13 protein-coding genes are annotated in these 16,139 nt (G+C 35.3%); 1 reads left to right on the top strand and 12 read right to left on the bottom strand.

Annotated features, from left to right (window positions below):
- Positions 1–21: 21 nt before the first annotated feature.
- From K412_RS0118015 to yneA, 6 genes are all read right to left on the bottom strand, one after another.
- On the bottom strand, positions 22–1,614 hold the full coding sequence (locus K412_RS0118015) for a hydrogenase large subunit (RefSeq protein ID WP_024834375.1): 1,593 nt from the start codon (positions 1,612–1,614) through the stop codon (positions 22–24).
- A 3-nt stretch (positions 1,615–1,617) separates the two neighbouring features.
- Positions 1,618–3,105 (bottom strand): hydrogenase 4 subunit F, encoded by a 1,488-nt coding sequence (locus K412_RS0118010; protein ID WP_024834374.1) that lies wholly within the window; start codon positions 3,103–3,105, stop codon positions 1,618–1,620.
- A 24-nt stretch (positions 3,106–3,129) separates the two neighbouring features.
- The gene (locus K412_RS0118005) at positions 3,130–3,792 is read right to left on the bottom strand and encodes a hydrogenase (RefSeq protein ID WP_024834373.1); all 663 of its coding nucleotides are present in this window, start codon (positions 3,790–3,792) and stop codon (positions 3,130–3,132) included.
- A 25-nt stretch (positions 3,793–3,817) separates the two neighbouring features.
- A complete protein-coding gene (locus tag K412_RS0118000; protein WP_242835728.1) occupies positions 3,818–4,723 on the bottom strand; it encodes a respiratory chain complex I subunit 1 family protein in 906 nt (301 codons plus the stop codon).
- A gap of 69 nt (positions 4,724–4,792) precedes the next feature.
- On the bottom strand, positions 4,793–6,859 hold the full coding sequence (locus K412_RS0117995) for a proton-conducting transporter transmembrane domain-containing protein (protein WP_024834371.1): 2,067 nt from the start codon (positions 6,857–6,859) through the stop codon (positions 4,793–4,795).
- A 125-nt stretch (positions 6,860–6,984) separates the two neighbouring features.
- Positions 6,985–7,275, bottom strand: a complete 291-nt coding sequence (gene yneA / locus K412_RS0117990; protein ID WP_024834370.1) for a cell division suppressor protein YneA — start codon at positions 7,273–7,275, stop codon at positions 6,985–6,987.
- A 206-nt stretch (positions 7,276–7,481) separates the two neighbouring features.
- Here yneA and lexA point away from each other — a divergent pair, with 206 nt between their 5' ends.
- Positions 7,482–8,129: a transcriptional repressor LexA gene (lexA, locus tag K412_RS0117985; RefSeq protein ID WP_024834369.1), complete on the top strand. Its 648-nt coding sequence runs from the start codon at positions 7,482–7,484 to the stop codon at positions 8,127–8,129.
- Positions 8,130–8,223: 94 nt separating this feature from the next.
- Here the strand turns inward: lexA and hfq are convergent, their stop codons facing one another.
- From hfq to miaB, 6 genes are all read right to left on the bottom strand, one after another.
- Positions 8,224–8,466 carry an RNA chaperone Hfq gene (hfq, locus tag K412_RS0117980; protein ID WP_004618053.1) on the bottom strand — a complete coding sequence of 81 codons (243 nt, stop codon included), beginning with the start codon at positions 8,464–8,466 and terminating at the stop codon, positions 8,224–8,226.
- Positions 8,467–8,616: 150 nt separating this feature from the next.
- Complete coding sequence (gene miaA, locus K412_RS0117975; RefSeq protein WP_024834368.1) at positions 8,617–9,543, bottom strand: tRNA (adenosine(37)-N6)-dimethylallyltransferase MiaA; 927 nt, start codon at positions 9,541–9,543, stop codon at positions 8,617–8,619.
- An 11-nt stretch (positions 9,544–9,554) separates the two neighbouring features.
- On the bottom strand, positions 9,555–11,552 hold the full coding sequence (gene mutL, locus K412_RS0117970) for a DNA mismatch repair endonuclease MutL (RefSeq protein WP_024834367.1): 1,998 nt from the start codon (positions 11,550–11,552) through the stop codon (positions 9,555–9,557).
- A 25-nt stretch (positions 11,553–11,577) separates the two neighbouring features.
- Positions 11,578–14,199, bottom strand: coding sequence for a DNA mismatch repair protein MutS (mutS, locus tag K412_RS0117965; protein ID WP_024834366.1), 2,622 nt, complete (start codon positions 14,197–14,199; stop codon positions 11,578–11,580).
- A gap of 85 nt (positions 14,200–14,284) precedes the next feature.
- Positions 14,285–14,671, bottom strand: a complete 387-nt coding sequence (locus tag K412_RS0117960) for a YlbF/YmcA family competence regulator (RefSeq protein WP_024834365.1) — start codon at positions 14,669–14,671, stop codon at positions 14,285–14,287.
- Between the two features lie 28 nt (positions 14,672–14,699).
- Positions 14,700–16,037, bottom strand: a complete 1,338-nt coding sequence (gene miaB / locus K412_RS0117955) for a tRNA (N6-isopentenyl adenosine(37)-C2)-methylthiotransferase MiaB (RefSeq protein WP_479691925.1) — start codon at positions 16,035–16,037, stop codon at positions 14,700–14,702.
- Between the last annotated feature and the right edge of the window lie 102 nt (positions 16,038–16,139).

The following is a 16,139-nucleotide window of genomic DNA, read 5'->3' as shown; positions in this document are numbered from 1 at the left end:
TTCCTCCTAATACGTGCAGACTTATAAATCGTTTCCTGCATACGAGAGATTAAAGCTTTTATTTATTAACGGGAAGTCCGTCAAAGTATTGGTATTTACCGCATGACATAGAGCCGGCCAGTTACAGAAAGACGGCGTTCTTACTTTATAGCGGAAAATAGTGTTATTTTCACCTGTCATTACAAAATGTATATTTTCGCCTCTTGGAGACTCTGTCAAACCAAATCCATAAGAATATGGCTTTAAATCCCCAATATCAACTGATACAGGCCCTTCCTCCGGCATCTTTCCCAACGACTGCCTTATAATATTTATAGACTCCATTACTTCTTCTATTTTTACGTTCATTCTGCAATTAACGTCACAATTATTATGTTCTGGAACATTAAACTTCAGTTTTGAATATGCCGCATATGGGAAATCCTTTCTCACGTCGGTTTTTACACCGCTAGCCCTTCCTGCAGGCCCAACAGCATTCAAATCAACTGCAATGGAATTTTCTAAAATCCCTGTATGCTCAACTCTATCTATAAACATTCCACTATTTTTTATAATAGATACTGTATCCTTAAACTCTTTTTCCAGCTTGCTTATGCATTCAAGAATAATCTTATCATTATTGCGTATAAAATCACGTCTTAATCCACCTGGTTTATTTGTATTCCTAAGAAATCTGCTGCCTGTTAGTTGTTCATTGAGAAGTTGTATCCATCTTCGCATCATTCCAAATTGACCTGACGGAAATATATAAGCTGTATCTACACATAGTCCTGATATATCTCCCAAGTGACCACATATACGTTCAAGTTCTGCAAATATCACTCTGGAATATGCTGCACGTTCTGGTATATATGTGATTCCATTTATCTTTTCAATTGCATGGCAGAAAGCCAGTGAATTAGTAAATGTCTCATCTCCCGAAATTCTTTCTGAAAACAAAAGGACCTTCATATAATGTTGGTTTTCACATAGTTTCTCAAGACCTCGGTGTACATAATATAGTTTTGCTTCTAGATTTATTATTGGTTCCCCTGCCACACTGAATCGGAAATGGCCCGGCTCAATAATACCTGCATGAACAGGCCCCACCGGCACTTCAAAAACACCCTTTCCAGTAATAGTTGAAAACTCTAACTCCCGCTGTTGAAAAGGAAGTCTCGTATTTGCTTTGAAATCCCTTCTTAAAGGATACACATTCAGAGGAAAATTTCCATGATGAACCAACTCCCTGCTGTCAGGACATCCTTCAAAGTTTATTCCATACATATCATGAATCTCACGTTCATACAAGCTTGCAGCTGGAACTTCCAAAGCTATGGAATCAACCTTTGCCGAGCCATCACTTTCAAGTTTCGAATACAATGTAAATAGGGTATTTGATGATCTTATGGCAAATGTATAATATATAGTTAGCTTGTTGTCAATTGGTGTAGTATCATTTGCAAATAAATTAACAAGTACACATTCAATATTATTGTATACATTAATGCAATCCTCCTTCACAGTGGAAGAAGAAATGCAGAAGTAGATTTCATTGTCATTGATAAGCCTGCTTTCTTGTACATGAGTGGATAATAATTTCTTTATAGTATCAAAAATAGCTTCCGAAACCATAAGCTAACCCCCAATTCCCAGTATAATATTGGTTGTGTTGTCCATTAACTCTTTGAAAGGCGTCGGAATATATATCCCTGCCAAAACCGTAATACATAAGAGAACAATAAGTACTGCCGGCCCTATAATATCAAGTTCACCCTGTTTTATTTCGGGGTTAACATTTCTTCCGTAAAACATTTTTCCCAACTGTTTTGTAAATCCGGCAAAAACCATTGAAAGAAATATTAAAAGCAAAGCTGTTACCAAATACTTTTTGGAAAACAGCGTACCCACAACAGTATTAAACTCGCTCATAAACACACCAAAAGGAGGCATACCAGTTATAGCAAAAGTACCAAGTACAAAAACAACTCCTGTTACAGGCATTGTTTTTATAAGGCCATGAATACTGGAAATCTTTTTAGTATGGTGTTTCAAATAAACATTTCCTGTTGCCAGAAACAACATCAGTTTTGTCATTGCGTGATTAAAGGTATGATAAAGTGCCGCAAAAATGCTTATTGGCGTACAAACTCCAAGACCTAAAGCAATGATTCCCATATGTTCTATACTGGAATACGCCAATATACGTTTATAATCCTGCTGTACCAGTATGAATAAAGCCGCAGTGCCAATTGAAAGTACCCCCAGTAAAATCAGCAGATTTCCAGTGTAATTACTGTTTCCCAGGCATTTATTCACAATGGACATAACCCTTATTACTCCATACATTGCCGTATTAAGCAATACTCCCGACAGAAGTGCACTTACAGGCGAAGGTGCTTGACTATGAGCATCAGGAAGCCAGGTATGCATAGGTGAAAAACCAATTTTCGTACCAAAACCTATTAATATAAAAATAAATGCGATTTTTAAAATACTTGGATCAAGGGAAACCGCATATTTGATAAGATAACTCCAATCAAGTCCCGAAATTCTTGCTCCTCCCAATTTGACAGTTGACGAGTAAAACAGGAGAATGATTCCAAGCAACGCAAACGCAATACCAACAGAGCAAATAATAAGGTACTTCCAAGCAGCTTCAATTGCGCGTTTGTTGTTATAAAAACCAACCAAAAACGCAGAAGCCAAAGTGGTAGCTTCAATTGAAATCCACATAACTCCCATATTACGAGTAGTTAAAGCCAGAATCATTGATAATACAAATGCATTGGATAATGAATAATATAACTTTAGCTTACTAATTGTAATAACCTTTTCTTTTAATTCCTGTCCAAAATAACTTATTGAGTAGAGAGAAACTAAAAAGAATGCCAATGCGGTTATAAACAATATATAACCGCTTAGTGAATCCATATAAAAAAGATTTTTGAATAAACCAGAGCTTGTTATCACCTTATTATTATTAATATCAATAAGTGACAGAATTGATATTATGAGTAATCCTGCTGCTCCAATTAAATTTATGGTATGTATAAATAATTTATTTTTACTAATCCATACCAGCCCACCTGCCAGTATCGGTATAACAATCAATGCCGGAATCATATTTCCTCCCTGAAACTCAATAATTTAACCTTTTAAATGCTTTAACTTATTTACATCTATTGAATCAAATGTACTATTAATCTTAAAAACAAATATACCCATAATTAAAAATGCAGTTAATAAGTCAAAGAAAAGACCAAGCTCAACAATCATCGGCATTCCATCAGTCGTCATCATGGCTGCCAAAAACAAACCATTCTCTATTACAAGAAATCCGATAATCTGTCCCAATGCCTTTTTTCTGCTTATCATAAAGAATAATCCAATCATAACAACTGATAACGAATAAACAAGATAATTTTCAGTTGTAGGATTTGTAATACCTTCTACATGATGAACAACGTACCAACAAAGAACAACCAATCCGCAACATAAAAGCATTGAAATAGGTATATTTATAAAAAAATCTTTTTCTACCTTGTATTCCACCTTGTCGGAGGTTTTTCTCAGAGCCATTGGAATCACTATTACTTTAAATACTACTATAAGAACAAATATAATAATAACCTCATCAAACTTTTTTGTTTCAACCATGCTTTTAACTGAAATAATTAGTGAAATCAAAGCTAGTAAAAGTGACTGAAGTCTGAAAGTTGTAATATAACCATTTTGACGTTTATTGGCCACTAGTCTAAAAGATGAAATCAATATTAGAATTGCCAAAAGGTTTAAAGCATTATTGTACATTTATTTACCTCCATACCATATTGTTTTACCTCAAAACAAAGCGGGTTAAAAAACCTAAAACAGCAATAATGAGAGCAATTACAGCATAGTTTGGAAGACTGAAAAGCCTGAATTTGACTGTATTAATCTCAATAACACCAACTAAAATAGTAATTACTACTATTTTTAACAGATATATGCCAAGTCCAACTATTAAACTTTCCGCGTTTAATCCAAGGGGAATTAATATATTGGCCATAAAAGTCATAAATACCAATTGCTTTATATATGTACCCATTTCAATGAAAGCAAGATGTCTTCCCGAGTATTCCAAAGTCATTGCTTCGTGGACCATGGTAAGCTCAAGATGTGTTGACGGATCATCAACCGGAATTCTGGATGACTCCGCAATCATTACCATCAACATGGCTGCAAACAGCAATATATTTATAGTTGAAAAAGTATTAGAGCTGTTTTCTACTACATAATCGTATATTGAAAAAACGCTTGTTGAAGCAATCTCGGGATTTGCACCTACTGTTATAATAATAAGAAAAAGCGCAGGTTCAACCAAAGCTGAAATCAGTAATTCTCTGCTGCTTCCCATCCCTCCAAATGTACTTCCAGTGTCCAGTCCTGCCAGAGCCATAAAAATACGTCCGGCCACAAAAAAATAAACTATTACCAGAAGGTCAGTATACAAGGAAAACCCCCTCAATTGATATACTACAGGCAAACACATAGCTGCTGCAAGGGAAGTTATAAAATAAACATATGGTGCCACATTATAAATCCAAGATGAGGTATTTGATACCACCAAATCTTTTTTTAATAGCTTTATCAAATCATAATAGGGTTGAAAAACCGAAGCACCTATTTTATGCTGTATTTTTGATTTGATTTTCCTTATTACCCCGGTAAATAGCGGAGATATTAAAAGTATAAAAAACATTTGAAAAATAAACTTCAACATTGACACAAACATATTAACAATCCTTTTTATTGTAGATAAAATTTTTAATTATGCTGTAAATGAATAATATAAAAGCATAAGCACCATAATCCCAAAGAAATACATTAAATATGCATGTATACTCCCTGTCTGAATGGTAAAACGGATTTTCCTTGAAAAATAAATTATACTTTTAACAAAAGGTTGGTATAAATATTTTTCAAAAAATTTTACCGTAGATGTTGTATATCTACCAGCTTTAATATGATAAGGTGCAATTCCTTCTGTTATTTCTAAGTCTCTTACAGGTTTAAATAATCCTCTGAATATAATTCTCAAAGATTTAGAAAATCCGGTTGCAGAATACTGCATTTTTGAGTTTAGCTTTGTATACCCGCAATCCCATGTATTATATCGTTGGACAAAAGTTCTTTTTCTCAGTGCCATTACTACTAACAATACTATAGCTCCCAACACTACCAGCAGAAGAGCAATAAGTCCCGAAGGTATGCTTAATCTACTGTTATTCGCAGGATAATATTCTGATGGTAGTAGCGACCAGTTTGTTGTTAACAGCTTTATATAAATCAATTGACTGCCAACGCTATCTATAAGTTTTATAGCATAATTTGGGAAAATACCAAGCAACAGACAAAGCACTGCAGCTGACGCAAGTGCCATAATCATAGGCTTACCCGGCTCCTTGGCATTCTCTGCTTCTTTACTTCTTGTCATTCCCAAAAAGCAAATACCGAAGAATTTAACAAAACAGAATGCAACCAAAGCTCCGGTTAAAGCAAGTGCAGCTGCAGCTACCATTAAGATTACAACCAGAAGGAAGCTTTGTAATGGTGCAAAATAGCTGATACTGCTAATAATAGTCCTAAAAATCATATATTCGCTTATAAATCCGTTAAAAGGCGGTACTGCAGAAATAGAAAGACAACCTATGAAAATAAACACTGAGGCTAAAGGCATTTTTTTTATTAACCCCCCCAGTTTCTCCATATTCTTGGTATGTGCTGAATATTGAATTGCACCTGCACCCATGAAAAGTAGTGATTTAAAAACCGCGTGATTTAAGGTATGCAGGAGTACTGCCGTTAAGGACAGCGAAAGAAGAAACAGGTTGTTTGATGCTCTTGCAATAAGCATTATTCCAAGGGCTGCTAAAATAATCCCTATATTTTCTATGCTGGAATATGCCAATAGCCTTTTAATGTTTGTAGTAGAGGCGATGGAATAAGCAATTCCAATTAATGCTGAAACAATACCTATGCAAAGGACAAGTACTCCCCACCACAAATCACCAGCAGGAAGAACATTAAAAATAAATCTTATGAGACCATAAACAGCCATCTTTATCATAACACCCGACATTAAGGCTGATATATTGCTAGGAGCTACCGGATGAGCATATGGCAACCAGATATGAACAGGTATAATACCTGCTTTGGTTCCTAATCCAATTAGCAGAAGGATAAAAATAAAATTAGCTGCGCCTTGAGGTATGGATTGCAAATTAATTGATGTAAAATTAAAACTACCTGTATAGGCTGCAATCAAAACAAAAGCTGCTGTAATGCAAGCAGTTCCAGTATAAGTCATTATAATGTATATTCTGCCGGCTTTCTGAACCTCCTCTTTTCCATGCTCGAATATAACGAGAAAAAAAGAAATAAGAGACATCAGTTCCCAAAAAACTAAGAAAAGCAGCAGGTTGCTGCTTGAAACCAAAAGAACCATTGAGACAATAAACAAGTTGTACAAACAACCGAAAATAGATATATTTTTTTTTGAAATATAGTGGGACATATATGTATATGAGAATAACGAAACAATAATTGCTACTATTGAAATAATCAATATAAAAAAAGCTGATAGATTATCAATATTAAACTTTACAGTGAAAAAAGGAATATTGGTATTAAAATTTAAATTTATTGATATGTCTCTGGAATATACCAATTTGTAAATCATTAAGAATGTAAGTAAGCTGCTTGCTAAAAGTGCAAAGGTATTTGACAATCTGTTTGACCACTTTGGACTTGCAAATGAAGCTAGAGATGTCAATGCTCCGATTACATACAAGATTACACATACTATAAAGAAAACTGCTATTTGATTTGACATCATGAGTCAAAAACCTCCAAAGAACTCCTTATTGTAAGACTTAAATAAATACAGGTTATATAATACTACCATGAATTTTAAATGTCAAATAAGCACGAGTCTTTGTTAGTAAATGATATGATTTATATTTATTTGTCGACGGGTACCAATAGAGATACGTTCTCTCTTAAATCACTTGAATCCATATTATTTATCTTTTTTATTAAATATATCTTCTTTCTTATATCAGTTTTTCCACCGTACTTCGAAGCTATAGACCATAAGGAATCCCCTTTTCCTACTGTAACCGTAATGTACTGCTTATCAGAAAAACCTGCCACTGTAACTGTATAAACCAGGGTAAAAGTTATAAATAGAATAAAAAACAAAAAACTTAAAAATCTCTTTTTATTTTTTAAAACATATTTTTTTCTAGTCATATTAACCCTCCTTGCAACAAACATACGTTCTTTATACTTATATTTTAAGGAACATGTGTTCTTTTGTCAATAGGTTTTGGAAAAACATCCGAACATTAGTTTGATTTCCTGTTTTGTATGTGTTATACTATAGCAGTAATAACTGCTTTTTGGGGGTTAAGACTTTTATTACATAAAATTATGAGCATATGCTCAAGGAGGTCTTTATGGCAAAGAAGAATTCTAACAAGCAACAGGAAATTCTTGATTATGTTTATAAATGTGTTCATGAAAACGGTTACCCGCCTTCTGTAAGGGAAATATGTTCAGCGGTAGGTTTTAAGTCTACTTCTACTGTACATTCCTACCTTCAAAAACTTATTGATAGCGGACTTCTTCAAAAGGATCCTACTAAACCGAGAGCAATCAAAATTTTAAATAAAACAAACCAGGTTAAGGAAAGCCGTACTAATAAAGATGGGTATTATACAACCCGTGAAATGGTGGATGTTCCAGTTGTGGGAAAAGTTACAGCAGGCCAGCCTATTCTCGCCGTTGAAAACATTACTGATACATTTCCTCTTCCTGTAGATTTCGTACAAAACAGCGATGCATTTATGCTCAGAATTCAAGGTGATAGTATGGTAGAAGCAGGAATACTTGACAAGGACTTTGTACTGGTAAGACAGCAGTCTTCTGCCAATAATGGCGATATTGTTGTAGCCTTGATTGGTGATGAGGCTACATGTAAAACCTTTTATCGTGAAAAAGACCATGTTAGGCTTCAGCCACAGAACAGCAGTATGGAACCAATCATTGTAAAAGATAATTTATCAATTCTAGGAAAAGTAATTGGTGTATTTAGGCGTATGTAGTTCTAACACCTTACATATTAAATAAAAAACGCAAAAGGACAATTTTTATGCTCCTCTTGCGTTTTATTATTTACATATATATAAATATGTAGTATTATTCTTTTCCCTGCTCATTAAAAATAAGATTCACCGATTTCATTGGACTTATGGTAGAAATCGCATGCTTGTATACCAACTGCTGTTTTCCGTCACTGTCAAGAACCACAGTGAAATTATCAAATCCCTTGACCATCCCCTTTAATTGAAACCCATTTGTAAGATAGATAGTAACAGCAATGTGTTCCTTTCTTACTTGATTCAAGAAAATGTCCTGCAAATTGATAGTATTCTTTACCAAAGTATTCACTCCTTTGTTATATATATATTTATCCATAAGCTATCCCCACAAAATCGGGCTTAACTTAATTTTGATATACTAAAACCACTCTTTATTATTTTACTAGATAATACCATTTCATGCAACAAGAATATAGTTTTACCAAGGTTTTTAGCCATTTACGTATTCATAAACCTCATTTATTACATTTATATTATTTCCAGAATCATCTATAATAAACCACTTAATTCCATTAATTCTCTTAAACCATGTAATTTGTCTTTTAGCATATCTTCTGGTTCCCTGTTTTATATTTTCGATTGCCTGTTCAAGTGTTATATTATTTTTCAAAAATTCAAGTATCTCTTTATATCCGATACCCTGCATAGAAATTATACTATCAGCATAACCAAGGTCTACAAGCTGTTTTACTTCATCTACAAGGCCATTTTGTATCATAATGTCCACTCTCTTATTTATTCGTTCATATAAAACCTGCCTGTCCATATTTAAACCAACAAGAACAAATTGGTATCTGGGCGGTATACTCCTTGATACCTTATTATGATAAGATATTGGTTTTTGTGTCTGATAATATACTTCCAATGCTCTTATTACTCTTTTTATATTATTAGGATGAATATTTAGAGCTGAATCCGGGTCAACTTCCTGTAGCTTTTTATGGAGAAACTCAGGCCCTAATTCCTCTGCTTCTTTTTTTAAAGTTTCTCGGAGTTCCCAGTCGCTTTCACTTTCACTAAAATTGATATTGTTTATCAAAGAACTGATATAAAGTCCTGTGCCCCCTGCTACAATTGGCTGTTTACCTTTTTCAATAATGGTATCTATATATTTTTCAGCCAAATCCTTGAACCTTACAACATTAAAGTCTTCATTGGGAAATACTTCATCAATAAGGTAATGTTTTATGCCCTGCATTTCTTCCTTTGTTGGTTTTGCAGTCCCAATGTCCATATATTTATAAATCTGCATGGAATCAGCAGAAATAATTTCTCCATTCATTCTTTTTGCAAGCTCAATAGATAAATTTGTTTTTCCTGATGCAGTAGGACCAACTATAACTATAACTCGGTTCATATGTCCCCTTTCTAAACAATTCTTTTAAACATTTTTTCTATTTCATATTTTGTCAGGCGTATTACGGTAGGACGTCCGTGAGGACAAGTATACCGTCTTCCTGTGTTTGAGAGTTCAGTCAACAGCTGATGAACTTCCTTTTCATCAAGTTTTTTATTTGCCTTTATAGCAGCCTTGCACGCAATAGTATGAATTATCTCATCAGCTAAAGGTGTGCTGACAGGTTTTATTGATTCCTGAAGCTTTTGTGTTAGCTCAATAAATATATCTCTTGGAGAGCAGTCTCCTACCATATACGGAATTCCTCTAATAATAATGGAATTGTTTCCAAAATCCTCAAAATCAAACCCGATACGTGTCAATAATTCCTCTTTGGATTTTATTGCATCCAGTTCAAAAGGCTGAAGTTGAAGGACTACTGGTTCCAGTAACAGTTGAGTTGTATTTTCTTGAGAATCAAATTTTTCTCTGAGCTTTTCATATATTATTCGCTCATGTGCTGCATGCTGATCTACCATTACCAGCTCATCATTACTCTGTAAAATAATATATGTAGAAAAGGCCTGGCCTATATATTTCATGTCGGCAAGTTCAGGATGGACCTTTTCTGTATTTGCTTCCCGATTGTCCTCATTTAAATCTTCTTCAACATCTTTTGAATAATCAGCTTCTTTAATTACATTGAAATTATTATCTGTTTTAATAGTATTTTCCTGTTTTACTTCGTTTGACACAGTCTGTGGCAGATTTACATTATAATCTTCAGACTTTGTAAAGGTAAAAGAGGACATATCTGTCTGGGGCTTTTCCGTAAATGTACTTACTTTGTGTACATCACACTTTGCCAATGGCTCCAGGGCTTTTGTAAATAGCCGTATCTCCTCCGCTTTTTTATTGTCATTCTGTTTTTTGCTTATTTCTATTTCTTTTTGAACATATTCATTTTTAGGTTGGGAATTACCTGTAAACTTAAACAGCTCTCTATCTTTAATAGGAACTTCTACAGGATTAAACAAGCTTCCACCTGTAGTAATGGCATTTGAAACAGCCATATATATGGTTCTGGACAAATAGCTTTCATCGGCAAACCGCACCTCGGTTTTCGCAGGATGTACGTTAGCATCTACCAATATAGGATTAATATCAATATTCAATACGAAAAAAGGAAACCTGTTTTTCATAAGTATGCTTGAAAAGGCTTGTTCAACTGAATACGATACCAATCTGCTTTTTACATATCTTTTATTTATATAAAGAGATTGATAGTTTCTGTTGGACCTGGCAGCTTCAGGTTTACCTACATATCCGCTTATCTTTATTTTTTCATCTGCATACTCGACTGCAACAAGATCTTTTATTATTTCTTTTCCGTATATACTGTAAATTACACTTTTTAAGTCATTATTTCCCGGGGTATGAATCAATGTTGTTTTTCCGTTTGTCAGTTTAAAAGAAATATCCGGATTACCCAAAGCTATTCTCGCTATTGTATCAGAAATATAGCCCGCTTCTGTAGAATCCTTCTTTAAAAACTTGTAACGTGCCGGGGTATTATAAAATAAATCCTTAATAATAAAGGTTGTGCCAACAGGACATCCTGTCTGCCTTACATCTTTAAAAACTCCTCCCTTTATGTGTACATACATTCCATACGGGCTTTCTGCTGTCTTTGTCATAAGTTCAACAGATGAAACCGCCGCTATACTTGCCAGAGCTTCCCCTCTGAAACCCATTGTTATAACAGAATCAAGATCTTCTGCCCTTTTAATTTTACTTGTAGCATGACGCTCAAATGCAATTTCTACATCGTCTTCATCCATGCCACTTCCGTTATCGGTAATTTTTATATAGGATATACCGCCATTTTTTATATCTACTGAGATGCTAGTTGCACCGGCATCAATAGAGTTTTCCACTAGTTCCTTTACAACGGAAGCCGGCTTTTCGACAACTTCTCCGGCGGCTATTTTATTTGAAGTATTTTCATCCAGTACAATTATGCGTCCCATAGTTCACCCCACATCATATCAACAACTATTCCCGGCTGTTCATTTTCCTTTGAAGCTCATATAATATATTCATTGCATCAATTGGAGTAAGCCTTGATATATCAATTTTTCTTATTTCTTCAAGTATTTCTGCATCAGCAGATGCTTTTGCAGCTTGTGCAAATAAATCCAACTGTCCGTCAACCTGTTTCTTTAATCTTCGTACTTTTCCATTTCTGTTTATATCAGCATCATCCAAGTTTGCCAGTATTTCTTTTGCTCTGTCAATAACAGTCTGAGGTACTCCAGCAAGCTTTGCTACCTGTATACCATAGCTTCCGTCAGCACCGCCTCGAATTATTTTTCTTAAGAATATTACATCGTCTCCCTTTTCCTTAACGGTTATGCAATAGTTCTTTATACCGGGCAGCTTTCCTTCTAGCTCGGTTAATTCATGGTAATGAGTCGCGAAAAGTGTTCTGCAGCCAAGCTGCTCCTTGCTCACAATATACTCAATCACTGCCCATGCAATACTTAATCCGTCAAAAGTGCTTGTTCCCCTGCCTATCTCATCAAGAACCAGAAGACTTCTTTTTGTTGCATTAATTAATATATTTGCTACCTCTGACATTTCTACCATAAAAGTACTTTGTCCCGATGCTAGGTCATCTGAAGCCCCTACTCTTGTAAAAATCCTGTCCACTAAACCGATTTTTGCAGAAGCTGCGGGAACAAAGCTACCTATTTGAGCCATCAAAACAATAAGGGCAGTTTGCCTCATGTACGTTGATTTACCTGCCATATTGGGGCCTGTTATTATAGCAAGCCTGTCCTCTTCCATGTCAAGGATAGTATCATTTGGAACGAACCCGCTTTTTTCAGTCATTTTTTCCACCACAGGGTGTCTTCCATCTGTGATCTCTATTTTGTCAGAAACAGAAACCTCAGGTTTACAGTACCCTTCTCTGTCAGCTACCTCTGCCAGCGAAGCCAATACGTCAATTTCTGCAAGAGCTCTTGCAGTTGACTTTATTCTTGATAACTGCTCTGCAATCTTATCCTTTATTTGTACAAACAAACTGTATTCCAGCTGTACTATCTTTTCTTCCGCTCCAAGAATATTGTCTTCAATCTCTTTGAGCTCAGGAGTTATATACCTTTCACAATTAGCAAGAGTTTGCTTTCTGATATACTCCTCTGGCACAAGGGAAAAATATGATTTAGTTACTTCAATATAATAGCCAAATACTCTGTTAAAACCTACTTTTAGATTCTTTATACCTGTTTTTTCACGTTCGGAAGCCTCCAGAGCAGCTATCCAGTCTTTACCCTGTATTGAAGCCATCCTGAGCTTATCTACTTCTGAATTATATCCGTCTTTGATTATTCCTCCTTCTTTTATTGTTATAGGAGGATCATCAATTATTGATGCTTCTATAAGATTACAAACATCTTCAAGGGAATCCAACTGCTGATAGCAATTTTTTATATACTCTGTTTCAAATCCATTAAGAAGTTCTTTTATGTAGGGTATCTGGCACATGGAATTTTTAAGTGCTATCAAATCCCTGCAATTCACACTGCCCAATATTACCTTTCCCATCAGTCTTTCAATGTCATAAACCCTTTTAAGAAGTTCTCTTACTTCTACTCTTGCCATGAACTTATTTTTAAGCTCCTCTACAGCATCGAGACGAAGAGAGATATCACCGTGATTTATTAATGGCTGTTCAATCCATTTCCGAAGTAGTCTTCCCCCCATGGAGGTCATTGTCTTATCCAGTACCCAAAGAAGTGAGCCCTTCTTTGATTTCTCTCTCATGGTTTCTGTCAGTTCTAGATTTCTTCGGGATGAGGCATCCAGAATCATGTATTCTTCAAGTGCATAGGAGTTAAAATTCTGTATGTGACTCAAATTAACCTTTTGAGTACTCTCAAGATATTTAATTAGTGCTCCTGAAGCGTTAACGGCAATGTCATATTCCTGAATATTCAGTGTCTTCCCTTCAAATTGATTTTTCAGGGTATCCATAGTATTTCCATATTCAAATGAAGAATCTTCAAAGGTCGACACATAGGTATTAAATCTTTGCTTTATTTCAGATGTAAGCGCATTGTCACCATTTAATTCACTATTTACAATAATTTCAGAAGGAAGATACTTTGCAATCTCATCCAAAAGTTTCCCTCTTGTGTTGCCCCAGGTTATTCTTGTTGCATAGAAATCACCTGTAGTTATGTCTACTGCTCCTAAACCGTAAAAATTACCGTTTTTATAAACAGACATCAGGTAATTGTTTTTTCTTTCGTCTAACATAGTAATGTCAGTAACAGTACCTGGTGTAACAACCTTTATTACATCCCTTTTAACGATTCCTTTTGCCAGTGCAGGATCTTCAACCTGCTCACATATGGCAACCTTGTAACCTTTTGACACCAATCGGGCCACATAATTATCGGCAGCGTGAAAAGGAACACCGCACATGGGTGCACGCTCCTCAAGTCCGCAATCCCTTCCGGTTAGTGTAATCTCCAGTTCCCTGGACGCCAGTTCCGCATCTGAAAAAAACATCTCATAGAAGTCTCCCAGTCGGAAAAATAAAATACAATCCTTATATTGTTCCTTTATATCCAGGTACTGCTGCATCATTGGCGTAACAGTTCCCATTTTATCCTCCATGTTATTGTACCTGATGTATAAAACCATCAGGCACATTGGTAAATTTATTATTGATTGTAATTAATTAAAAGTACTAGCCTCTGCAGCCTCCACCGCAGCTCTTGCATTTATCATCTGAACACCCTGACTCTCCAGTTATTGAAAATACTAATATATCATTTACCTTCTTCATCAAAGCTTCAAGATTCGCCTTGGCTGTCAGATAATCGAAAGTAACGGGGTATGAATTGATTTCAAGCTGCTTTGCAAGCAATTTTTCCTTTGTTTCTTCTATTGCTTGTTTTTCGGCTCCATCTTTTGTGAGCTTAACCATCTCTATCTGAAGCTGTTTGTACTCCTTCATGAGAGTTGTAGATTTATCATCAGATTTCATAGCAGCTTCTGCAGTATTATAACGCTCCATCTCTGTTGACTTGGCCAGCATTTGTCCTAATTCTCTTGCTTTTTCTATAATATCCATTTTAATTACCTCATCATTTATATATTTTTTAAGCCTGACCTTCTGCAATTTTTCCAAGCAGCGACCAAGTTTGTATTTCATCTATTTTAACTTTTACAAGTTTCCCTACAATATCAGGACTTCCCTTAAAATTAACGATTTTATTTTCTCTGGTTCTTCCGGTGTAAGTGGTTTTGCTGTTTTTACTAAGTCCTTCCACCAAAACTTCCACTTCCTTACCCAAAAGCTCGTCATTTATTTCCTTGCTGATTTTGTTCTGTAGCTCTAAAAGCTTATCAAACCTCTGTTTTTTAACTTCTTCAGGTACCTGATCCGGATTTTTTGCAGCAGGAGTACCTGTTCTCTTGGAATAGAGGAAGGTATAAGCCATATCAAACCTTACTTTTGCAGCAACATCCAGCGTTTCACTGAAGTCTTCTTCAGTTTCACCAGGGAAACCTACTATTATATCTGTAGATAATGCAATGCCTGGAATGTTGCTTTTAACCTTTTCAATAAGTTCAAGGTACTGTTCTTTTTTGTACTTTCTGTTCATTTCATCCAGTACTTTTGAACTTCCTGCCTGCACCGGCAAATGCAAATGTTCGCACACTTTCTCGCAATCCCTTATTGCATATATTAAATCATCTGACAAATCTTTAGGATGAGAAGTCATAAATCTTATTCTCTCAATTCCCTGTATTTTGTTCAGCTCTCTTAACAATCCTGCAAAGGTTACATCCCCTTCAAGATCCTTACCATATGAGTTTACATTTTGGCCTAGCAATGTTATTTCTTTGCACCCGTCCGCAGCCAGTTTTTCAACCTCATTTTTTATTTCTTCCAAGCTTCTGCTGCGTTCTCTACCCCTAACATACGGAACAATACAATAGGAGCAGAAATTGTTGCAGCCATACATTACGGTAACCCAGGCCTTTATATTGTCCTTTCTTGCTATAGGCATGTTTTCCGCTATTGATCCAGTGGAATCCCATACATCAATAACCGTGCTTTTTGTGGTAATTGCCGTATTAAGTAATTCCGGAAATTTATATAAGTTATGAGTACCAAATATTATGTCTACATGTTTGTAAGTCTTTTTAATATGCTCAACAACTTCCTTCTGCTGCATCATGCATCCGCATATAGCAATTATAAGGTTTGGGTTTGTCTCCTTTAGCTTCTTTAAAGCTCCTAGATGTCCATAAACCTTTTGTTCGGCATTTTCACGAACACAACATGTGTTGAATATTATAAGATCGCTGTCCTTTCTTTCTGAACATTCCGAATAACCCATTTCAGAAAGCATACCTGAAAGTCTCTCAGAATCATTTTCATTCATCTGACAGCCAAAGGTTTCAATATTGTATCTTACAGGCTTTCCCATATTTGATATAATTCCCTGATTATATTGCTTCATTGTTTCTATATATTTGTACTGCTGATTGATTTCTTCAGCAGACACTTTTGTAGTAATTCTCTTGCCCTC

Source organism: Ruminiclostridium josui JCM 17888 (assembly GCF_000526495.1).
In the GTDB taxonomy this organism is placed as follows: Bacteria; Bacillota; Clostridia; order Acetivibrionales; family DSM-1351; genus Ruminiclostridium; species Ruminiclostridium josui.
This window is presented reverse-complemented; position numbering and strand designations above follow the sequence as displayed.